General features: G+C 71.0%; 16 protein-coding genes and 1 pseudogene. 10 read left to right on the top strand and 7 right to left on the bottom strand.

Annotated features, from left to right (window positions below; translation table 11 throughout):
* Positions 1-119 precede the first annotated feature (119 nt).
* The 4 genes from lanKC to BC793_RS19220 all read left to right on the top strand — a co-directional run bounded on the left by lanKC (position 120) and on the right by BC793_RS19220 (position 6447).
* The gene (gene lanKC / locus BC793_RS19235; protein WP_109594146.1) at positions 120-2735 is read left to right on the top strand and encodes a class III lanthionine synthetase LanKC; all 2616 of its coding nucleotides are present in this window, start codon (positions 120-122) and stop codon (positions 2733-2735) included.
* On the top strand, positions 2732-2863 hold the full coding sequence (locus tag BC793_RS19230) for a SapB/AmfS family lanthipeptide (RefSeq protein ID WP_109594144.1): 132 nt from the start codon (positions 2732-2734) through the stop codon (positions 2861-2863). Before lanKC ends, BC793_RS19230 begins: the two co-directional genes overlap by 4 nt.
* Positions 2864-2941: 78 nt before the next feature.
* Entirely contained in the window at positions 2942-4627 is a 1686-nt protein-coding gene (locus BC793_RS19225) for an ATP-binding cassette domain-containing protein (RefSeq protein WP_109594141.1), read from the top strand.
* Positions 4624-6447, top strand: a complete 1824-nt coding sequence (locus BC793_RS19220) for an ATP-binding cassette domain-containing protein (protein WP_239170162.1) — start codon at positions 4624-4626, stop codon at positions 6445-6447. The genes BC793_RS19225 and BC793_RS19220 overlap by 4 nt, the downstream gene beginning before the upstream one ends.
* On the opposite strand, the pseudogene BC793_RS51405 reads toward BC793_RS19220, so the two are convergent.
* The 7 genes and pseudogenes from BC793_RS51405 to BC793_RS19190 form a co-directional block, all read right to left on the bottom strand.
* Positions 6367-6537, bottom strand: a pseudogene (locus tag BC793_RS51405) (helix-turn-helix domain-containing protein); the annotation flags it as partial. The gene BC793_RS19220 and the pseudogene BC793_RS51405 overlap by 81 nt on opposite strands.
* Positions 6538-6935: 398 nt before the next feature.
* The gene (locus tag BC793_RS19215; RefSeq protein ID WP_158319312.1) at positions 6936-7454 is read right to left on the bottom strand and encodes a response regulator transcription factor; all 519 of its coding nucleotides are present in this window, start codon (positions 7452-7454) and stop codon (positions 6936-6938) included.
* 214 nt (positions 7455-7668) lie between these two features.
* Positions 7669-9501 (bottom strand): hypothetical protein, encoded by a 1833-nt coding sequence (locus tag BC793_RS19210; protein ID WP_109594137.1) that lies wholly within the window; start codon positions 9499-9501, stop codon positions 7669-7671.
* A 233-nt stretch (positions 9502-9734) separates the two neighbouring features.
* The gene (locus BC793_RS19205) at positions 9735-11738 is read right to left on the bottom strand and encodes an alpha-1,4-glucan--maltose-1-phosphate maltosyltransferase (RefSeq protein WP_109594136.1); all 2004 of its coding nucleotides are present in this window, start codon (positions 11736-11738) and stop codon (positions 9735-9737) included.
* 12 nt (positions 11739-11750) lie between these two features.
* The gene (locus BC793_RS19200) at positions 11751-12005 is read right to left on the bottom strand and encodes a three-helix bundle dimerization domain-containing protein (RefSeq protein ID WP_109594134.1); all 255 of its coding nucleotides are present in this window, start codon (positions 12003-12005) and stop codon (positions 11751-11753) included.
* Between the two features lie 122 nt (positions 12006-12127).
* On the bottom strand, positions 12128-13750 hold the full coding sequence (locus BC793_RS52310) for a PHP domain-containing protein (protein WP_109594132.1): 1623 nt from the start codon (positions 13748-13750) through the stop codon (positions 12128-12130).
* A 47-nt stretch (positions 13751-13797) separates the two neighbouring features.
* A complete protein-coding gene (locus BC793_RS19190; RefSeq protein WP_109594130.1) occupies positions 13798-15552 on the bottom strand; it encodes a LamG-like jellyroll fold domain-containing protein in 1755 nt (584 codons plus the stop codon).
* A gap of 323 nt (positions 15553-15875) precedes the next feature.
* Between BC793_RS19190 and BC793_RS49655 the strand changes: the two genes are divergently transcribed.
* The 6 genes from BC793_RS49655 (at position 15876) to BC793_RS19170 (ending at position 22363) form a co-directional block, all read left to right on the top strand.
* Complete coding sequence (locus BC793_RS49655; protein ID WP_158319311.1) at positions 15876-16049, top strand: hypothetical protein; 174 nt, start codon at positions 15876-15878, stop codon at positions 16047-16049.
* A gap of 206 nt (positions 16050-16255) precedes the next feature.
* Entirely contained in the window at positions 16256-17794 is a 1539-nt protein-coding gene (locus tag BC793_RS19185; RefSeq protein WP_158319310.1) for a PstS family phosphate ABC transporter substrate-binding protein, read from the top strand.
* Positions 17795-18212: 418 nt separating this feature from the next.
* The gene (locus BC793_RS48890) at positions 18213-18419 is read left to right on the top strand and encodes a hypothetical protein (protein WP_146246337.1); all 207 of its coding nucleotides are present in this window, start codon (positions 18213-18215) and stop codon (positions 18417-18419) included.
* A gap of 156 nt (positions 18420-18575) precedes the next feature.
* Positions 18576-19631, top strand: coding sequence for a glycerophosphodiester phosphodiesterase family protein (locus tag BC793_RS19180; protein WP_109594127.1), 1056 nt, complete (start codon positions 18576-18578; stop codon positions 19629-19631).
* Between the two features lie 104 nt (positions 19632-19735).
* The gene (locus BC793_RS19175) at positions 19736-20668 is read left to right on the top strand and encodes a 1-phosphofructokinase family hexose kinase (RefSeq protein WP_307784576.1); all 933 of its coding nucleotides are present in this window, start codon (positions 19736-19738) and stop codon (positions 20666-20668) included.
* A gap of 111 nt (positions 20669-20779) precedes the next feature.
* Positions 20780-22363 carry a methyl-accepting chemotaxis protein gene (locus BC793_RS19170; RefSeq protein WP_146246336.1) on the top strand — a complete coding sequence of 528 codons (1584 nt, stop codon included), beginning with the start codon at positions 20780-20782 and terminating at the stop codon, positions 22361-22363.
* The last annotated feature ends 5 nt before the right edge of the window (positions 22364-22368 follow it).

Genomic DNA, 22368 nt, shown 5'->3' with positions numbered 1-22368 from the left:
GTCATCAGAATCCGGACGGCTTCGCCGTGGACGAGATGACCGGCGGCACTTCAGGACGGCTCTGAGCAGGCGCAGTCTGGTTCCAGCAGCCGAACGGCTCGACCGGACGAGGAGGGGTGATGGACGAGCGTTACGACACGTACTGCGCGGTCGACCCGATCTTCTACGACTCGCTCACCAACACCAAGGCTCCGGCCCCGGAGTACCTCGGCCACCGGCGACTGCCCGACGGCTGGGTGCGCACGGCCAAGGACGACTGGCTGATCTGCTCGCCGGCCGATGACCCGCTGCCGCCGCAGGGCTGGAAGGTGCACGTCTCCGCCTGCCTGCACAACGCCGAGCGGGTGCTGGAGACGGTCTGGGACTACTGCGCCGTACGCGATCTGGGTTTCAAATTCCTGCGCGGGCCGCGGATGATGCTGATGCGCAATGCCAAGTACGCCGGTCGTGGAGCCAGTGGAAAGTTCATCACGGTGTACCCCCACGACGAGGACGAGCTGGCCGTGGTCTGCGCGGAGCTCGACAAGCTGCTCGACGGCGAGGCGGGCCCCACCATCCTCTCCGATCTGCGGTACGGCAGCGGCCCGGTGCACGTCCGCTACGGCGGCTTCGCGTCGCGCTACTGCCTCGACGACGACGGCCAGGTCGTGCCGGCCATCGCGAACGCGGAGGACACCCTCGTGCCGGACCGCCGCGACCCGGTCTTCCAGGTTCCCGACTGGATCGAGCTGCCCGCCTTCCTCACCGCGCATCTCGAGGCCCGCAACGCCGTCAGCACCACGCAGGTGCCGTACACCATCGACAGCGTCCTGCACTTCTCCAACGGCGGCGGCCTCTACCGCGGCCGGGACATCCGCAGCGGCGCGGCGATCGTGCTCAAGGAGGCCCGCCCGCACGCCGGCCTGGACGCCACCGGCGCCGACGCGATCACCCGGGTACGCCGCGAACATCAGATGCTGACGGCACTCTCCGGCGTACCCGGCGTGGTACGGGCACACGACATGTTCACGCTGGGCGACCACGAGTTCCTCGTCCTCGAGCACGTCGACGGCCGGCCGCTCAACCGGGAGCTGGTCCAGCGCTACCCGCTGACCCGCCCGGGCGCCGGCCCGGACACCCTCGCCGACTACACCGCGTGGGCCGTCGACATCCACCAGCAGGTCGAGACAGCGGTGCGCGAGATCCACCGCAACGGCATCGTCTACGGCGACCTGCACCTGTTCAACGTGCTCGTCGGCGACGACGGCCGGATCACCCTCATCGACTTCGAGGTGGCCCGGCCGGTCACCGAACCGGGCGCGCCGGCCCTGCGCAACCAGGCGTTCGCCGCACCGTCCGACCGGACCGGTTTCGCCGCCGACGAGTACGCGCTCGCCTGCCTGCGGCTCGCCCTGTTCCTGCCGCTGACCGCGATGCTGCGGCTCGCCCCCGGCAAAGCCGACCACTTCGCCCGGATCATCGCCGAGCGCTTCCCGGTCCCCGACGGCTACCTCACCGAGGCCGTCCGGGTGATCCGTGGCAGCGAAGCCACTGAGCCGCGGAACGCCCCGGCGGCTGCCCACGGCACCGGCAACCCCGAGCGGCTGGACTTCGACCGTGGCGACTGGCCGGCCCTGCGCCGGCGGCTGTCCACCGCGGTGCTTCACAGCGCCACACCACATCGCGACGACCGGCTGTTCCCCGGCGACATTCAGCAGTTCCGCAGCGGCGGCCTCAACCTGGCCCACGGTGCCGCGGGAGTCCTCTGGGCCCTGTCCGCCGCCGGTGCCGGCCGCTTTCCCGACCACGAGCAGTGGCTCGCCGACCAGGTACGTACCCCCGCGTCCGGCAGCCGCCTCGGATTCTGGGACGGGCTGACGGGTGTCGCGTACGCCCTGCACGGGTGCGGCCGCCGCGACGAGGCCGCCGCCCTGATGGAGCTCTGTCTCGCCGAGCCCTGGCGCGACCTGTCCACCGACCTGGCGAGCGGGCTCGCCGGCGTCGGGCTGGCCCTGACCTGGTTCGGGCACGCCACCGGGGAGCCGCGGGTGACCGAGGCCGCCGACGAGCTGACCGTCCTGCTCGCCGACCGGCTCACCACGCCGCCGGCCGCGACCGGCCTGACCCGGGGAGCCAGCGGCCCGGCACTGTTCTTCCTGCACCGGTACGAGCACACCGGTGACCCGGCGATGCTGACCGCCGCGGCCGGCGCCCTGCGCAGGGACCTGCGCGGCTGTGTCCTGCGCGATGACGGCGGAATGTACGTCGACGAAGGCTGGCGCACCATGCCCTACCTCGCCCAGGGCAGCATCGGCGTCGGTCTGGTCCTCGACCGGTACCTGCGGCACGCCGACGACGAGGAGTTCCGGGCCGCGTCCGCCGCGATCCGCCGGGTGGCCTCCTCACCGTTCTACGCCCAGTCCGGGCTCTTCGCCGGCCGCGCGGGCATCGTCGCCTACCTGGCGGCCCGGGTCACGGCCGGTGACACGGCCGCTGACGACGCCGCGGAACTGGCCCGGCAGGCCGACGCGCTGTCCTGGCACGCCCTACCGTACGGCGCCGGCCTCGCCTTTCCCGGCGAGCAGCTGCTGCGCCTGTCCATGGACCTGGCCACCGGAACCGCGGGCGTACTGCTCGCCCTGGCCATGGCCGAGAACCCGGCGATCAGCCTGCCGTTTCTCACCACAGACTTCCGGCGCGCGGAAGAAGGATCCATCCAGTCCCATCCATTCGCAAGGAGAGGTGTACCGACATGACTCTGCTCGACCTCCAGGGAATGCACGTGTCCGCATCCGAGCGCACCGGCGGCGGTGGCGGCGGTGGCAGCCAGGCGAGCCTGCTGCTCTGCGGCGACAGCTCGCTGAGCGTCACGACCTGTAACTGATCCCGCGTTCCACGCCCCCCGGCCCCACCCGGACGGCCCCGAGCCGTCCGGGTGGGGCCACGCCTTTGGGAGGACCGCATGCAACCGTCGAGCCGGGTCCTGATCCGCGCCACCGGTGACGCCGGTGGGCACGCCGTCGTGCTGGCCGCCGCGGGCGTGCTCGGCGCGGCCGCGGAACTGCTGCTGCCGGCCACGCTCGGCCGGGCCGTCGACGCGGTCCTCGGGATCCGCGGCTCGGCCACCGCCTGGATGACCGCCGCGGTCGCCCTGATCGTCGTGGCCGCGTCCGCCGAGATCCTCACCGGCTTCGTGTCCGCCGCCGGCACCGCCCGCGCGACCGCCGCGCTGCGGCACCGCCTGGCCCGGCGGATGTTCGCGCTGCCCCAGCCGGTGGTCACCCGCTACCCGGTCGGTGACCTGGTGACCCGGCTGTCCGGACAGTCCACCGACGCCGGCTCGGCCGCCGCCACCGTGGTCGGCGGCGTGCTCTCCGGGTTGCCGCCGCTGGGTGCCCTCGTGGCACTCGCCCTGCTCGACCCGTGGCTGGCCGGCACCTTCCTGCTCGGGCTGCTGCTGCTCGGGCTGCTGCTGCGCGGCTACGCGGCGGACGCCACCGCCGCCGCCCACGGCTACCAGACGGTGCAGAGCGAGATGGCCGGACGGCTGGCCGAGGCACTGGACGGCAGCCGCACCATCGCGGCGGCCGGCACCCTCGACCGGGAGACGGCACGGGTGCTACGACGGCTGCCCGATCTCAGCGCGTACGGCACCGGCACCTGGACCGCGCTCGCGGCGGCGGGCGGCCGGACCGCGCTGCTGTCGCCGCTCATCCTGATCGCGGTGATCACCTGTGGTGGCCTGCTGCTCGGCGCGGGCCGGCTCACCCCCGGCGAACTCCTGGCGGCCGTGCAGTACGCGCTGCTCGGCAGCGGGCTCGGCGCGGTGCTGACCACCGTGAACCGGCTGGTACGGGCGCGGACCAGCGCCGGCCGGGTCGCCGAGGTGCTGGCCGAGCCCACGGTGACCGAAGGGACCCGCCGTCTGCCCACCGGCCCCGGAGTCCTCCGGCTGGAACAGGTCACGGTGCTCCTGGACGGGCACACCGCCCTGGACTCGGTGGACCTCACGGTGCCCGGCGGCGCGGTCGTCGCGGTCGTCGGCCGGTCCGGTGCGGGCAAGTCGCTGCTGGCCGCGGTGGCCGGCGGTCTGCGCGAGCCCGACGGTGGGCGGGTTCTGCTCGACGGCGTACCCCTGATCGCATGTTCACCGGCCGAGTCGGCCACCGCCGTCGGATACGGCTTCGAACGGCCGGTCCTGGTCGGAGCCACCGTCGGCGAGGCCATCGCCATGGGCCGCCCGGGAGGCGGAGCCGCGACCCGCCGCGCGGCGGCGGTGGCCGCCATCGACGACTACGTCGCCCGGCTGCCCGAAGGCTACGACACCCCCCTCGCGGACAGCCCGATGTCCGGCGGCGAGCGCCAGCGACTGGGCCTGGCCCGGGCGCTGCGCGGCGAGCGGCTGCTCATCCTCGACGACGCGTCGTCCAGCCTGGACACCGTCACCGAAGCCCGGATCACCGACAGCCTCACCCGCCACACCGCCGGCCGGACCCGTCTGGTGGTGACCCATCGCCGGGCCACAGCGGCCCGGTCCGACCTGGTGGTGTGGCTGGACGACGGCCGGATCAGGGGGTACGCGCCACACGCCACGTTGTGGACCGACCCCGCGTACCGGGCGGTCTTCGCAGGTGAGGTGGTGCGGTGAACACCGTGGTCCGCCACACCTTCGATGAGCTGGGCCGGCAGCGGCGGGCGGTCACCCGGCTGGCCGGCTGGTCGGTGGTGGAGGCGCTGCCCGCGCTGGCATCCGGGTACGCGATCGCCCGGGCGGTCGACGACGGGTTCCTGGCCGGCCGTCCCACGGTCGGCCTGGCCTGGCTGGGCGGGTACGCGGTGGTGGCCGCGGCCGGCGCGGCCGGTGCCCGGCAGGCATACGCGGGACTGGCGGGCATCGTCGAACCGGTGCGCGACCGGCTGGCCGCCCGCGTCGTCACCGGCGAGCTGCGGCGCGCCACCGGCCCGGGCGGGCAGCCGGACGGGGCGGCCGTCGCCCGCCTCACCCACCAGGTGGAGATCGTCCGGGACACCCTGGCGGGGCTGCTCACCGTGGCCCGCGGATTCCTCTTCGGCGGCGTGGGCGTCCTCGCCGGCCTGACGCTGATCTCCGCGGAGATGGCCGGGCTCGTCGCCGTTCCGCTGATCGCCGGTCTCCTGCTCTTCCTGGTTCTGCTGCCGGCCATGGCGCGGCGGCAGCGTGACTACGTGTACGCCGTCGAGCGCCTCGGCCGTACCGCCGAATCCCTGCTGCGCGGCCATCGCGACATCGCCTCCGCCGGCACCCGCGACTGGGCGGTGCACACCGTCGGCGCACCGGTCGACGAACAGTGCCAGGCCGAGACGGCACTGGCCCGCATGGGTGCGCTGCGCCGGGCCAGCCTCGCGATCAGTGGATGGCTGCCTCTCGCGTTGCTGCTGATCACCGCACCGTGGGCGGTCCGCAACGGCGCCGGCGCCGGGACGGTCCTGGGCGCCATGGTCTACATCCGCCAAGGCCTGCAGCCCGCGCTGCACCTGCTGATCGAAGGCCTGGCCGGCGGCGGCCTGCGGTACGGGGTGACCCTCGCGCGGCTGCTGGCGGCCACCGGAGTCCCGTCCCCGGCCCCGGTCCAGGTGGGCACCCTCACCCCGCCGGACCTGCTGCGCATGCGGGACGTGACGTTCCGGTACGGGACAGCCGCCGCACCGGTGCTCGACGGCCTGGACCTGGACGTGGCCGCCGGAGCGCACCTCGCCGTGGTCGGTGCCAGTGGCATCGGCAAGTCCACCCTGTCCGCGCTGATGGCCGGACTCCTGCCCGCCCAGTCGGGCACGATCCGGTACGCCGGGCGGCCGGTGCTGGTCCCGCAGGAGGCGTACGTCTTCACCGGCACCGTGGGGGACAACCTGCGCTATCTGGCACCGGACACCACCGTGTCACAACTGGACGCGGCGGTCGGCACACTCGGCGCCGGCCCACTGGTCGGGCGGCTCGGCGGCTACGACGCCCCGCTCGAGCCGGCCGCACTGTCCGCCGGTGAGCGCCAGATGATCGCGCTGGTGCGGGCATACCTGGCGCCGGCACCGCTCGTCATCCTGGACGAGGCCACCTGCCACCTCGACCCGGAAGCCGAGGCGCGAGCCGAGCAGGCGTTCACCCACCGGCCCGGCGGCCTGATCGTCATCGCCCACCGGATGACCTCGGCCCGCCGGGCCCGGCACATCCTCATGTTCGACGGCGCCCGCCCCCACCTCGGCGACCACGAGACACTGCTGGCCACCTCGGCCGCCTACCGGGACCTGGTCGGCTGCTGGACGGGACCGGGATCAGATCCAGCCCGCCTCCCGGGCGATGGTGATGGCCTCGATCCGGTTGCGGGCGCCGGTCTTCGCCAGGATCCGGGACAGGTGGTTGCTCACGGTGCCGGGGGCGATCGCCAGCTCGACGGCGATCTCCTTGACCGAATGGCCGCGCGCCGCCACCACTAACACCCGCAACTCCCGCTCGGACAGCGGAGGCGGCCGGGTGAGCGCGGCCACCAGCAGATCACCGTCGACCACCGGCTCGTCCCGGGCCATCCGGCGCACCGCGTCCACCACCCGCTCCGGCGGCGCCGACTGGGCCAGGAAGCCGACGGTCGGCGGCACCGCCGCGATCTGGCTGGCGAACCCTGGCCGGCGTGGATCGACGAGCACGAGCACCCGGCTGTCCGGTAACTCGGCGTGCGCCTCCTGGGCGGCCTGCCGGGCGCCGATGCCGTTACCGTCACCGAGCAGATCCAGGTCGAGGACGGTGACGTCGGGACTGTGGGCCCGCAACGTCTGGATGGCACCGCCGACCGCGTCGTGCTCGGCGATCACGTCGATGTCCGGCTGAGCGGAGAGCACGAAGCTCAACGCTCCGCGTAGCAGGCCCCCCGGCATCGCCAACTGCACGCGTACCATCCCCTCATCTTTCATGATGGTCACGTCCACCGCTAAAGCCATCCGGCTTCCTCGGCGCGCCTTGCCGCCCTGAGGCGATTCGGACAGTCCAATTTGCGCATCGCGTCGGAGAGATAGTTGCGTACGGTGCCCTCGGCGAGGAACAACCGCTCGGCGATCTCCTTGGTGGGCATTCCGCGGCCCGCCAGTCGTAGCGCCTCCTGCTGGCGTTCGGACAGCGGGTTGTCCATCACCGCCAGGGTGGCCAGCGCCGTCGGCTGATGGAGGACCAGCTCCCCTCGGGCCACCCGCCGGATGATCTCGGCGAGCTCACCGGGAGCCTGGGCACGGCTGGCGAACCCGCGCACACCGGCGACGAGAGCACGTCGCAGCGCGCCCGGGGTGTGCTCCGCACTCAGCGCCACCACTGCCAGCTGGGGCAGGGACTTCACCAGCAGGCGTACGGTACGCAGCTCGTCGCGATGCGTCACGCCGAGATCGACGACCGCGACGTGCGCCGCCAGGTGTACGGCCCGGGACAGCACCTCGCGGTCGGTGCCGAATGCGCTCACAGCCTCCAGATCGTCTTCGATGGAAAGAACCAGACAGACCGCCTCACGTAAGAGACGAAGATTGGATACGACAAGGGTGCGTATCACCGCTGCTCCCATTCGCCGCCCGTCAGGGCATGCCGGGACCGCCACGCGCGGTGGCGTCCGCTGGACAGTGACGAGTGCTGCGAAGACCGGCCGCCCGGCGTGACGCCGGGCGGCCGGTGAGCGGTGTCTATCCGGGCAGTGCGGAGACGTCCGGCAGCCGGGTGGACCCGTTACGGGCACCGGCCGTCGTGACGAGAGCGGTCAGGGTGGGCCGGATGAGGCCCGCGACCGTGGTGACGGCCGGTGACGCCGGGTCGGCGCCTCCGGAGCGGGCGCTGGGTGCTGACGGAGCCCGGTCGGGGCCGGGACGCCCGGGCACCGGGGCGTCAACCGGGTCCGAGGATCGCTTGCTCCGCACGGATGCCGGGCGCTCGCCGGCGGTGGGGTCGGGGTGGATCCACGGGCCCGGTGCGCCGGTGTGCACCGGCATCCCACCGAGGGCCGGAATGCTGAGTGGCCGGATCTCGGGGGCCGCGCCGGCGGTCTCCGGCTCTGCCGGTGCGACGGCCGCGGTGTGCTCACTGGAGGCCGGGGCCGGGTTCGGGCCGGCGGCTGCCGGTGACGGGTCGGGGAGGGCCACGCCGGGGCCGGGCTCGATCGGCGTCAGCGCGCCGGTGACGGGCCGCAGAGTTCTCCGGACCGGGTCTACGACGGCCGGAACGACCACGCCCACCAGGTCGGTGACGGGCCGCAGGGTTCTCCCGACTGCGTCTACGACGGCCGGAGTGACCGCGCCCACCAGGTCGGTGACGGGCCGCAGGGCATGGAGGACCGGGTGCACCGCGCCTACCAGGTCGGTGACTGGCCGGAGGGTCTGCAGGACGGGGTCTACGAGGACCGGACGGATCGTGCCTACCAGGTCAATGGCGGGTTGCAGGGTTCTCCGGACCGGGTGTACGAGGACCGGAGTGACCCCGTCTGCCAGGTCGGTGACGGGCCGCAGGGTCTCAAGAGCCGGATCCACCATGCCGGTCAGGTCGGTGACGGGCCGCAGGGTTTCGAGAGCCGGATCCACCACGCCGGTGACGGTTTTCGAGGGCCCGAGGATCGGGTCCACCATGCCGGTCAGGTCGGTGGCGGGGGAGAGGTCCAGAATTTCGGTCACCGGCCGCAGACTCGCCACGGGGCGGGCGGCGTCCGAGACGACGGTGTCGGCCTGATGCGGCAGAGATGCCGCCGGTGGTGAGTTCGGCGGCGTGTGTCCGGGGAGAGCTTTCGCGGCCTGCTGAGGCTTGCCGGTCACCGGGGTGGCGGCCTTGGCGGCTCGCTCGCTGCTGCGGCTCGGCTGCTCCGCGACGGTGGTCACCGTCCGGGCCGTTTCCGCTGCGGCGCGGGCGGCCGACCGTGTGGCCTGACCGACCCGCCGCTCCACCGTGCCTTTCGCCGTGACACGGTCGCTGCGCTTCGTGAGAGAACGCTCATCCGGGCGACTCGCCTGATGCGCCGCCTCCCGCTGCACGGAGGTGCGACGGCCGGCGTCACGAGCCTTGCCGTCATCCCCGGACCCGGCCCCGCGGCCGGCTTGGGACCGGGGCTCGTGGCCGGGTTCGGATCGGGGCTTGCCGTCGGGTTCGGAGCCGGCCACGCGGCCGAGCCCGGACCGGGACTTCTGTGCCTGCTCCGGCCGGTCCGCGTCTTTCACCGGCGGGTTCCGGTCGCTACCCGTTTCCCGCGCGGTCGTCTCGACCGTTCCCCGCGCCGTCGTCTTGACCGTTTCTCGCGCGGTCGTCTTGACCGAGGTGACGGCGCTCGAGGTGGCGTTGAACAAGGGCCGCGCTGCCTCACCGGCGTCGGGCAGTGCCCCGGGTGTCCCCGGCTCGGCGCGGGCGGCGGGGGAGAGGAGAGCGAACAGCAGATATCCGGCCACCACCCCGGCGCTCACCAGCACGAGCCGCATCAGCATCCGGACGGCGGGCCCGGATGTGCGGCTGTTCGCGAGGCATGCGCTGCTCAAGGTCATCCCAACGACTTCCATCAATCTCTCAACCCGACCGTAACACCGCCGTAACTCGCTCGCCGGATGGAGCCACGACCGGATGAAGATCGCCCAGGGGGCCGACGACCTTGTACCGGTCCTCGACGTTTCTTGTGGATTCCGGTTGCCTCAGCGCCGGTGCCGTCGGCATCGCCGGTTGAACGGCTCGGCGCACGGCCGGGCGCGCCGGCACGTTGCAGACGCCGGAAGGGGGGCGCTCAGCGCGGGCCGGTGACCGCTTCGGGGCGGACGTGGATGATGTGGACCGGTTCGGTGGCCGGGCCCAGCCGGACGAAGGTGTGTTCCGTCCAGTTCCAGTTTTCGCCGGTGATCAGGTCGTGGGCCACGAACCGGTCGGGCCAGTCGAGACCGAGGTCCGGCATCCTCAGATGGATCCAGGTGTCGCGGGTGTGTTCCGGTTCCAGGTTGGCGACCACGAGGATGACGTCGTCGCGGTCGTAGATCCGGCGGGCCTTGCTGAAGACGAGGAAGTGTTCGTCGTCGGCGTGGTGGAAACGCAGGTTGCGCAGCCGGTGCAGCGCCGGGTGAGCGCGCCGGATCTGGTTGATCCTTCTCAGGTACGGCGCGAGGGTCGTCCCGGCCTCGTCGTGTTCGGCCCATCGCCGGTCCTTGTACTCGTACTTCTCGTTGTCGATCTGTTCCTCGGCGCCGGGCCGGGCCACGCGTTCCATCAGCTCGTAGCCGGCGTAGATGCCGTAGCTGGGCGAGAGCGTCGCGGCCAGCGCGGCCCGCATCTTCCAGGTGGCCGATCCGCCGCGCTGCAGGAACGGGGTCAGGATGTCGTGGGTGGTGGGCCAGAAGTTGGGCCGCATGTACGCGGCGGCGGGGCCGGCGAGCTCGGTGCAGTACTCGGTGAGTTCGTCGCGTGTGTTGCGCCAGGCGTAGTAGGTGTAGGACTGCTGGATGCCGATCCTGGCGAGAGTGTGCATCATGGGCGGGCGGGTGAACGCCTCGGCCAGCCAGATGACGCCGGGCTGCCCGGCAGCGACGTCGGCGATCAGCCGTTCCCACAGCCACAGCGGCTTGGTGTGCGGATTGTCGACCCGGAAGATCGTGACGCCGTGGTCGAGCCAGAACCGCACGACGCGGCGGATCTCGGCGTACAGGCCCTGCGGGTCGCCGTCGAAGTCGAGGGGGTAGATGTCCTGGTATTTCTTGGGCGGGTTCTCGGCGTACGCGATGGAGCCGTCGGCCCGTCTGGTGAACCACTCCGGATGGGCGGTGACCCACGGATGGTCGGGCGCGCAGTTGAGTGCGAGGTCGAGTGCCACTTCGAGCCCGAGCTCGTGCGCGTGCCCGACGAAGGCGTCGAAGTCGTCGATCGTGCCCAGATCGGGGTGGACGGTGTCATGGCCACCCTCGGAAGACCCGATCGCGTACGGGGAGCCCGGGTCGGACGGCTCGGCGCGCAGCGCATTGTTGCGGCCCTTGCGGTTGACCCGCCCGATCGGATGGATCGGCGGCAGATAGACCACGTCGAATCCCATGGCGGCAACGGCGTCGAGACGGTGGGCCGCGGTGGCGAGCGTCCCACCGCGCCATTGTCCGGTGCGATCGTCGAGCCGGGCGCCCTCGGACCGCGGAAAGAACTCGTACCAGGCGCCGTAGAGGGCCCGTTCACGTTCGACCAGCCAGGGAAGATCGGACGACGGCGTGACGTGGTCGCGAAGTGGCCGCTCCCGTAGCTCGGCCTGCACCTCCGCGGCCACGCCCGCGCTCAGCCTCGCCTCCGGTGTCTGTCCGGTGTCGCGCAGAGCAGCGATCGCGTCCGTCAGCGTGACGGCCTGCTCCTTGCTCCGGGGCACTTCGGTGACGGCACGCTCGAGGACCCGGGCGCCTTCCTCGAGCATCAGCGCGACATCGACACCCGCACCCACGTTGATGACGGCGCTGTGGTGCCACGTGCCGTACGGGTCGGACCAGCCCTCCACCCGATACGACCACGAGCCGGGCCGGTCGGCGCCGACCGTGGCCGACCAGGCGTCGAGCCCCGCGTTGACCCGGTGCATCGGGACACGGTGTTCGTGGCCGTCGGTGTCGGTGAGTACCACGGTGGCGCCCACCGCGTCGTGGCCCTCGCGGAACACGGTGGCGACGACCTCGAACTCCTCACCGATGACCGACTTCGCCGGTCGCTCACCGTGCTCGACGACCGGCCCGACCCCGGTCACCGCGATACGTCCGATCGGACGGCCCGTCATACCGTGGGCCCTTCAATCCGTGCCGTCGCCGCGGACGTGGACCGTCTCACCGGTGCGGCGCAGGTCCTCGGTGACCTGCTTCTCGGTCATGGCGACCAGATGAGAATCGACCGTTGCCTCCTGCTTGAGCCGCTCGTACGTCGCATGCACACGCTCGGAGAGGTCGGCCCGCTCCACGTCCGGGAAACGCTGGGAAAGCGTCTCGATCTGACGTTGCAGGGCGATCTCCGGGTCGACGAGTCCACCGGTGGCGGCGGGTTCGGTCATCACACACCTCAGAGGTCATCAGAAGGGCCGTAGCTGACTGAGGTGACTGGTGCCCCGCACGTACGCCGGGCATTCGGTCGTTCGCGCATTGTTCATCTCGGGCCGAGAGCCATCGGCTTTCCTCAGTGGACGTCGATGAAGATCGGGTTGGTGTAGAGCCAGATGTCCTGCCAGGGGTCGCCCTGGCCCGGCGGGTGGGCCAGCGGGCCGTGCGGGTCGACCGACCGGCCGCGCAGGCCAGGGCCGTTGCGGCGGCCGTCGCTGCCGCGCAGCCGGACGTAGCCGCTGTCGCGAGCCGGTCCCAGATCGATGCGTACGGTGTACGTGCCGCTCCGACGGCGGGTGTCCACGGTGTGCTCGACCCGGGTGCCGGGGGCAACGAACGTGTCCCGGTCGTCGGCGGCCGGGCCCGTGCGCCCGCGGATCACGTCCAGATGGGCCAGCCTGGGCAGGTCGCCGTGCATGTTGGGGCGCCGGGCCGAGGTGATCGTGACGGTCAGGGTGAGTCGCCGGCCCCGGCGCACCCGGACCCGGCCGCCGAGGGTGGCCCGGGCATGGCCGGCGTCGAGGCGGACGTCGACGGCGTCGACCAGGTGGCCGTGATCGACCCAGACCCGGCCGGCGCGCAGACCGGCCATCACCTCGCGATAGCCGTACCGGGTGACGCCGACGTGGGTGCGGCTGAACTGGCCGGGCCAGAAGTCACTGCCCGGCTGCGGGGTGCCCGTCTCCACCGGGTCGGGGAGGTGACCGTCGGTGTCGAAGGTGTGCCCGGGTGGGAAATCGCCGTTGCGGGTGGTGTCGTGGATCGTCCGGTGGTTGTCGGAGTTGCTGGTGATGGTGAACAGCCGACCTTCGGAGAGCAGCGCGTCCCAGAGCCCGCCGACCGTGGCGGTCATCCAGTCGAAGCCGCCGTAGGTGACGTACGCCTCAGGCGGGTAGCCGGGCCAGGACTGCGGGCCGGGGCGGTTCTCGTACTCACCGCGTACGCTCGCCGGGCCGCGCAGACCGGGGATCGCGGCGCCCTGCGCACCGGGCGCGCCTTCCATGCCGATCATGATCGCGGGGTCGGCGTCGCGCCAGGCACGAAGTTCGTGCGGTGAGTCGATGCCCAGCCGGGACGGGTGGTTGGCGAGTACCAGCACGTCTGGGACCCGGCCGGTCCGGCGTTGTTCTGCCAGCCAGCGGATCGCCGCGACCGCATGAGCCTCGTTGGCCGAGGTGCTGTCGGCCCGGTTGAGCAGTTTGCCGTCGTACGCCTTCTCGAACTCGCGCAGCACGGCGGCCTCGGCCGCGCCGGGCGCGGTGAAGACGGTGGCGTGCTCGGCGCCCGGGATGTACCACTCCAGGCCCTGGAAGATGAGTAGCCGGGGGTTCTCCCGACGGGCCAGGAGGATCTGCTCGCGTTCCTGGCCGGCACCGTCCGCGTCGGCGTGGCCGATGTTGCTGTGTTCGGTGAAGACCATCCAGTCCAGGCCGAACTGGGCGCCGCGCCGGGCCAGGTCGCTCGGCCGGTATTTGGCGTCGTGACTGTATTGGCTGTGTACGTGGTGGTCGCCGGTCAGGTAGATCAGATCGGGGCAGTCGTCACCGCCCGCCGCGGCGGGGGCGGGGGCGGTGACGGCACCGGCCGCGAACCCCGCGCCGACGCCGCCGGCTCCGCGTAGCACGCCACGACGGGACAGGCCTCGCCGGTTCCGTACGGAATCGGGCAGGTCCTTGTCCGGCCGAGTGGGCAGGGGCACGGTATCTCCTTCAGGGCGGTATGGCGGTCGGGTCGCGAGGGGGGTGATCAGGGCTTGCTGAGGAAGTCCTGCGGGCGCAGTGGCCGCGACACGATGCGTACGTCGCCGAGCCAGCCGTAGAAGGCCCGGTCGTAGTGTTCGGCGTACTGCGTGCCGCCGAGGACGAACGGCTTGCCGAGGGTGGTGATGCCGCGCGAGGAGCGACTGGGATTGCGGACGATCGGGGACCCGTCGACGTAGACGATGGTGTGGTGGGCGTCGTTGACGACGGCGACGTGGATCCACTGGCCGACCGGGACGGTGTGGCTCCACGAGGTCGGCGCGTCGTCGGTGCCGGTGGGGTAGACCACGTACTGCAGGAATCGTTCGGGGGACAGGTTGAGGCTGCAGGTCGGCTCGGCCGGGTCGCCGTTCGTCCGGCCGGCGTCGGCTGACCTGCCCTCCCAGCTGAAGATGCCCATCCAGGCGTGGTCGCCGACGAACGGGTCGGGCAGTTTGAGGAACAGTTCGATCGTGTACCCGTGCTGGAACGTCGCCCTGTTCAGCGGAGCGGCCGGCCCGGCGCGCAGAATCGTCCCGTTGTCGAACCGCAGGCTGGCGTGTGCCGGCTGATCCCGGTGGTGGTCATCGGTACGGGCCGCGGGGGCGCCGAACGGCAGCCGGGTCAGGGTCAGGTCGTTACCGCCGCCGGTCAGGTCGCGGGCCCGCGTGTCGTCGAATCCGGCGTCGTCGAAGCGCCAGTAGGCGACCGTGCCCCGTGGCATGACCGCCGGTGCCGGCCGGGGCGGCGGAGCGGACGACGGCGCGAAGGCGGCGAACCGGGCGGCGTAGTCGATGGCGAGACTGAACCGGTCGACGTCCGAGGTCAGCTCCCGGTTCTCGACGGCCAGCCGGTCGGCGCGACTGTCCAGATAGGGTGCGAACGTCTCCACGTCGATCACGTTGCGGGCCAGGTCGACGTGGTAGAGCCGGATCATCGCCGCGCCGCCGTAGTAGCGGTCCTGATAGTTGGTGACGTGCACATGCACGTCGTGTCCGGCGTCGTTGCGCAGCACGGTCCGCCCCGGCGGCCAGTAGTGCCCGTTGAGGGTCAGGAAGATCTGGTCGTTGCGCCGGATCAGCGCGTCCCAGAGCCGCTGACCGTACGCCGAGAGCCGCGCCACCCCGGCCTGGTCGGCCGCCGCCAGCTCGTGCGTGGTCAGGATCGCCGGCAGCCGCCGGTGCCGGTCCAGCACGCCTTGGACCCAGGCCAGGCCCTTGTCCGAGGCCCGCCAGTCCAACGCCAGGATCAGCCACTGCCGCCCGCCGGCGGTGATCACGTGGAAGCTGTTGTACCCGTCCGGCGACGCCCCACCGTAGGTCGGCACCGCAGCGAACCGATGCGGTCCGAACGTCCGCAGGTACGCCGAGTCGCCGCGCTGGTCGTCACTGGACGACCTGACGTCGTGGTTGCCGGCCAGCACGCTGTACGGCAGCCGCCCGTCGATGCGCCGGAACGTGGCGTCGGCCCGGGCGAGTTCGTCGGCCGTCCCGTGCTCGGTGATGTCGCCGAGGTGGGTCAGGAACGCGATGTTCGCGCTGCCGCGGTGCTCGGTGAGCCAGCGGAACGTGGCGCGCAGCGGTTCCGGGTCGGCGCTGTCGGCATCGAACAGATACTGAGTGTCCGGCAGTACGGCCAGCGTGAACCGGACAGCGTTCGGATCGAACCGGGTGGCCGCGGACGCCGGGGTCGCCGGCGACAGCGGGGCGGTCAGCGGCGCGGCGAGCGCGGTACCGAGCAGGTGGCGACGACGAAGGTTCACGACGGGTCAGGATCACGACCCGAAATGACGACCGCGTGGCGGCCGGGCGAACGTTCGCCGATGTGCCCGGGACACCGGGTCGCGGTTCCGCGGCGGACGACGGTTCTTCAACCGGAGCGGGACCCGGAGATGGAGAGCAAACGACGGGCATGAATGTTGCGTGAACGGCGGGAGCAGCCCGCGTCGCCGACCGGCTGCCGGGTAACGGCGGCACATGACGAATACGCCTGGCGGCCCGTCGAACACGCAAGGGAAACCGTGACCGGAGACGTCAGGCGTCGCCGATCCGCACGACTGCGACCCGATCGGAAGGCCGGACCGACATGATTCTGTTCGTAGTGATGATGGCCCTGCTCGGTGGCACCACATGGCTGGCGATGAACCAGTCCATCGCCCGCGATGCGGTCCTCAACCACCGCCTCACAGCGATAGGACTGACCCTGTGCCTCGCGTCCGGGCTCATCGCGGTGGTCGCATCGGCCGTGGCATCCCGATGAACGTACCGACCTCGAACCCTCGCTCTCGGGCGCGACGCCTCTGAACAGAGTAGACGGCGACGTTTCTGTGTGACCGTCCGTTCATCCAGGCCATCCTCGCACGTCAGATCCGCAGAGAAAGATGGACGGACTGGCGACCGGAAATCCATGGGATGACCGCCGATGTCGTGGTCTGCCGGGGTGTACCGAGGGCGAGGAGAGTGGTGGTGGTGGTTTCCGTCCTGGTGGACTGGCTCAGCGCCCAGCAGGGTGTCAGCAGCCTGGTCGCCGCGCTCGTGCTGGCGCTCGGGCTCACCGCGTTCAACCAGTTCCAGGCCCGGCGTAAGCGGGTGCTGTCGTTTCGGGTGCGGTTCAACTCGCCGCTGGGTTTCAGCCCCGTGTACGCCAGGCTCGTCGCGCGGGTCATGGACCAGGAGAACACCCACATCGCGGACCCGGCCCTGGTGGTGGCGCGAGTCAAGAACGTCGGCCGCACGGCGATCTCCCGGCACGACTACAAGACACTCGAGCTCGAGTTTCCGCAGCGTCGCACCATCGCCGCGGGCTTCACCGAGGAAAAACCCGAGGCGCTGGGCAAGGAGTTCAAGGATTTCCAGTGGCAACTCGGCCACTCGACTCTCGAACTGCCGCGTGTGGACCTCAACCCGAACGAGGAATACAAGGTTGTCGTCCTGCTCTCCAACGAGGGCGCCGGACCCAACCCGCCGGCGAAGGCGATCGGCCGGCTCTCCGAGGGGGGTCTGGTCACCGCGGCCGACACACCACGTACCCGGCGCACCACCATCGCCGGCGCCGCGGTGAGCACCCTGCTGGCCGGCGCCCTGGTCACCACGCTGCTGTTCGCCACGTCGGAGCAGAAGGCGGGCGCCACGGCCAGCGCACCGGTCTGCGCCTCCGGTGAACTGACCGTGGAGGGCTCCAGCGCGTTCGCCGGGATCGCGGCCCATCTCGCCGGGCAGTACATGACCTACTGCGACGACGCGAGAATCACCGTGGTCGCGGCCGGAAGCTTCGAGGGTCTCGATCATCTGCAGAACGCCGCTCCCGAGCAGCGGCCGCGGCGGCTCGCGCTGGCCGACGGCAAGTTCATCGGCTTCACCGACCTGGTGCCCAGCCGTGGCCTTGCCGTCGTGCCGTACAGCGTGGTGGTGAACAACGCCGTCGCCGTCACCGACGTCTCCGTCGACACCCTGCGCCGGGTCTTCCGGGGCGAGGTGGCGAACTGGCAGGACGTCGACGCGGCAGCGGACTCGGCCCCGATCCGGGTGGTGGCCCGCGACGACCGTTCGGGTAGCCGTCGGGCGCTGGAGACCTACGTCCTGGAAGGCCGGCAGGCCGGCGCCACCAGCGACTCCTGCGACGTCCTGCGGGAGGGGGTGGCCAGATCACAGCCGATGATCTGCGAGCAGACCACGACCAGCGACGTTCTGGTGAAGGTACGGTCCCGGGCCGGCGCCGTGGGATACGTGGACACCCCCAACGCGCTGCGGACCCCCGGGGTGAAACAGGTCAGACTCGACGGGCAGGCCGCCACCATCGACGACATCCGGGCCGGCTACCCGTTCTGGACCGTGGAATATCTCTACAGCTGGGGCGACCTGGACAAGACCGACCCACTGACCCGGTCGTTCGCCGACTATCTGGTCGGCGCCGAGGCCCGCTCCATGATCGCGGCGCAACAGTATGCGCCGTGCGTGCGCGCCGACGGCACACCCGAGCCGCTGTGCACGACACCGCGGGAGTGACGAATGGCTGTTGCTCCGCAGCGTCCACCCTTGCGTTCAGGTGACGGACATCTCCACGACGCTTTTCGGCGGCGATGCGAGAAGTGTTCGCCAAGCTCAGGGCCGATAGCCGGCAGTCGGCGCCGTAGCCGAGAACCTCTGCCGGAGCCGTTTTCCGGCCAGTTGTTCATCCGCTTGTCCTAGGCTCGCGGTCGCTGCACCCGGTGCCCCGAGTGCATGCCGTGCTTGCGCGTCGTGCGTCGGTCGCCCGAAGGGAAGGAGACCTCGCGATGACGATGGACAAGAAGAGCAAGAAGCAGTAATTCCCGAGCTTCTCGCCCGGCCTGTCCTGGCGAGACGCCTGCCTGTCCCGCAAGCCTTCCACTTGCCTTCAGGGACCGGCGCGATGATATCGATACCGCTCAGACAAGGCCCCTTCATGCACGCTGACGTACTGGAACTGCTGGACAGTCACCTCGCGCAATTGCAGTCATTGCGTCGCAACCTCACCTCGCCCCGTCCGAGCCGGCCAGGAGAACGCCACGACGCCGCGGCGGCGACCCTGCATTCCACCCAGCATTTCGCGGCCGAACTCAAGCAGATCCTCGATCCGCCCGCTCTCCGGTCAGCGGGCCCGTTGCCCTAGGCGGGGCGCGGACGGGCCGACCTGCCGCCCGTGGTGACGCATCGGCCGTACCGGCACCCGGCGGGCGTGGCCGATTGTTCATCACCGACTCATGTCGGCGCCGGGTACACCGCCTACCGTGAGTGGCGATATCGACGCCCTGCGATGGAGGCTGCGATGACCGTACGCCGCAAGATGGTGACCACTCTGGTCGTTCTGGCCGTGACGGCGGTGCCGGGGATCGCCCACGCGGGTGATGCCCGGCCGTGGAGGACCTCCTTCGACCTTCAGGCCCATCGCGGCGGTATCGGGATGACGACCGAGGAGTCGCCCGAGGCGTTCGGCAAAGCGATGCGCCTCGGGGTCAGCACACTCGAACTGGACACCCATGTGACGCGGGACCTGAAGGTGGTCGTCAACCACGATCGTCAGGTCAGCGCGCAGAAATGCCGCGACACCGGGCCGGTGACGCCGGGCGACCCGCTGTACCCGTACGTGGGCAGGTACCTCAAGGACCTCACACTCGCGCAGATCAAGACCATGGACTGCGGCTACCAGCAGCTGCCCGGATTCCCCGATCAGGAGCAGATCAAAGGCTTCCGGATGGTCGAACTCCGTGAGGTCTTCGACCTGGTCAAGCGCTACCGCGCCGACCGGGTGATGCTCAACATCGAGACCAAGGTCGAGGCGGGCGCACCCGAGCAGACCGCGCCCCGGGCGTTGTTCGTCCGGCGGGTCTTCGAGGAGATCCGCGAGTCCGGCCTGGAGCGCCAGGTCACCGTCCAGTCCTTCGACTGGGGCGCGCTCGCCGCCATGCACCGTCTCGCGCCGCGCCTGCCGCTGGTGGCGCTGACCAACCACGACTTCCTTCAGATCGGCAGACCCGGGGCGTCACCGTGGCTGGGCGGTATCGACGTGGACGACTACGACGGCGACGTCGTCCGCGCGGCTGCCACCGTCCGGGGCGTACGGACGTTGTCGCCGGTCTACGGCTTCCCGCAGAACGGAAAGGTCGGCGACGAGGGTTTCCGGTTCTACCCGGACCGGGCCATGATCGCCGCGGCGCACGCACGCGGCCTGCGGGTCGTCCCGTGGACGTGCGACGACCCGGCCACCGTGGAGGCGCTGATGGACCTGGGTGTCGACGGCATCATCACCAACTATCCCGACCGGGTCCGCGACATCATGGCCGCGCGCGGCATGCGCCTACCCAGGGCGTACCACCCGCGGTGATCCATTGGCGTCAAGCCCGCCCGGTCGGGCCGAGCCTGAGGGCGTCAGCCGGGTGATGTTCACCGGAGCGTCATGTTGAGCAGGCGGGGGCCGGGTACTGGCCGGTGGTGGATGACGAGGGCACCATCATGGTCTTCGCGCCGGTCCCGCAGCTCACCGTCACCATCGAGCAGCAGGGCGAAGCGCCGGAACTACACGTTCACCCCGGTGGGCAGGGTATCTGGCAGGCACGGATGTGCTCCGCGCTAGGAGCGTCGGTCACCCTTTGTGCGGCTGTCGGCGGCGAGATCGGGACCGTCATCACGGGACTGCTGAAACATGAGAACCTTCGGGTGCGTACGGTCACGCGCGAGACCGACAGCGGATGGTACGTACACGACCGCCGCGATGGACAACGGACAGCCGTCGTCGAGCATCCCGGTGTCCCACTGGGCCGCCACGACCTCGACGAGCTGTACACCAACGCGCTCGCCGAGGGTCTGCGAGCCCGGGTGGCCCTGCTCAGCGGTGCGGCCGGACCGCGGGTGGTACGCCCGGACGTGTACCGGCGGCTGGCCACCGACCTGAACGCCCATGGCACGAGTGTCGTCGCCGATCTCTCCGGCGACCATCTGACCGCCGTGCTGGCCGGCGGTGTCACGTTCCTGAAGGTCGGTCACGACGAGTTGATCGAAGCCGGGCGCGCCACCGACGACAGCGACGAGGCGCTCCTCGAAGCGGCGCACCGGCTACGCGAGGAGGGCGCCGGGGCCGTGCTGATCAGCCGGGCCGAGCGCCCCGGTATCGCCCTGATCGACGATGAGGCACTTCTCGTCTGCCTGCCACCGCTACAGGCCGTGGATCACCGCGGCGCGGGCGACTCCATGACCGCCGGCATTGCCTCCGTGATGGCCCAGGGCGGAGACCTCCGGGACGCCGTTCGCACCGGTGCCGCCGCCGGCGCTCTCAACGTCACCCGCCACGGCCTGGGAACCGGCCACCGCGACGCCATCGCCGAACTGGCCCAGCGAGTGGAACTGACCCCGATGCGAGCGTGACGGAAACGCCACATCGGCACAACGGGTCCCCCCGGAGATGAACATGTCTCCAACCGGCTCAGTTGCGGCAACTCCCGTGCCGAACAGGCAATAGCAGACGGGAGGTCGAAAGTGACTGCAGCTCGTGGATTGGGTCAGTGGTGCCGGGACCGGAAGGTCTCCACCAAGGTGCTCGCGGTGGCCGGAGTGGCGATCGCCGGGACGGTGGTGACCGGTGTGTTGAGCGTGGCCGGGATCAACGACATGGCGAGCACCCGCAACGCCGAGGCCGGCCAGATGATGCCCTATATCACCAACCTGAACGACGCGGCGCTGTCACTCAAAGCCGCCGCCAACGACGAGCGCGGCTATCTCCTCGAAGGCGACGAGAAATTCGCCACCGAGGCGCTCGGCCGGCAGGAGAAGGTCGACGCGTCGTTCGCTGCGGCCCGTGAGGTCGCCGCTGGTGAGGGCGCCAAGGTCGACGCGATCGAGGCGGCCAGCGACACCTGGTTCGAGGCCGTCAAGTCAGAGTTCGACCTCTACAAGAGCACACCCGCGGCCGCGACCGACCTGGCACTGGGAGCGAATCGCGACCTGCGCAAGGTGTACGAAGGGCTGCTGACCGAGGAGATCTCCTCGGCCAACCAGGCGATGCTGGCCGGCAAAGGCTTCGACCAGGCGGTGACCCGTACCCGCACTCTGGTGATCGTCGCGCTCGGCGTGGCCCTGCTCCTGGGGGTAGCGAGCGCGCTCTACGTCGCGCGGCTGATCATCGTGCCGCTGCGCAAGGTCAGCCGGGTCCTGGATCAGGTCGCCGAGGGTGATCTCTCCGGTGACCCGGACGTACGGCAGCGCGACGAACTCGGCCACATGGCCGACTCGCTACGGGCCGCGACCAGCTCACTGCGCCAGACCGTCGCCGACCTCGCCACCCATTCCGAGTCGTTGGCCCGGGAGGCCAGCGCGCTCGCCGAGACCAGCCGGCAGAGTTCCGGCAACGCCGAGCGGGGCGCCCAGCAGGCCGCGACCGTGGCCGAATCGGCGGCGACCATGTCGCTGAACATCCAGACCGTCGCGGCCGGGTCCGAGGAGATGGGCGCGTCGATCCGGGAGATCAGTGAGAGCGCCACCCAGGCCGTGCACGTGGCGAACCGGGCGGTCGAGGTCACCCTGAACACCAGCGAGGTGATGGCCAAACTGGGTGCGTCGTCGGCGGAGATCGGCGAGGTGATCAAGACCATCACCGCGATCGCCGAGCAGACGAACCTGCTCGCGCTCAACGCCACCATCGAGGCGGCCCGCGCCGGTGAGATGGGCAAGGGCTTCGCGGTGGTGGCCAGCGAGGTCAAGGAGCTGTCCCAGGAGACCGCACGAGCCACCGAGGACATCGGTACCCGGGTCGCGGCGATCCAGTCCGACACCGCCGGCGCGATCACCGCCATCGAGGAGATCAGCGAGATCATCGGCCGGATCAACGAGTTCCAGACCACCATCGCCTCCGCGGTGGAGGAGCAGACCGTGACCACGAACGAGATGAGCCGCAACGTCACCGAAGCCGCCCAGGCCGGTACCCGGGTCGCCGACACGATCTCCGGCGTGGCCACGTCGGTGCAGCTCACCACGGTCGGCGTCGCCGAGGCCGACAAGGCCGCTACCCAGCTCGCCGGGATGTCGACCGACCTGCGCCGGATCGTCGACCGGTTCCGGGTTTGAGACGG

Source organism: Actinoplanes xinjiangensis (genome assembly GCF_003148685.1).
Classification (GTDB): Bacteria; Actinomycetota; Actinomycetes; order Mycobacteriales; family Micromonosporaceae; genus Actinoplanes; species Actinoplanes xinjiangensis.
This window is presented reverse-complemented; position numbering and strand designations above follow the sequence as displayed.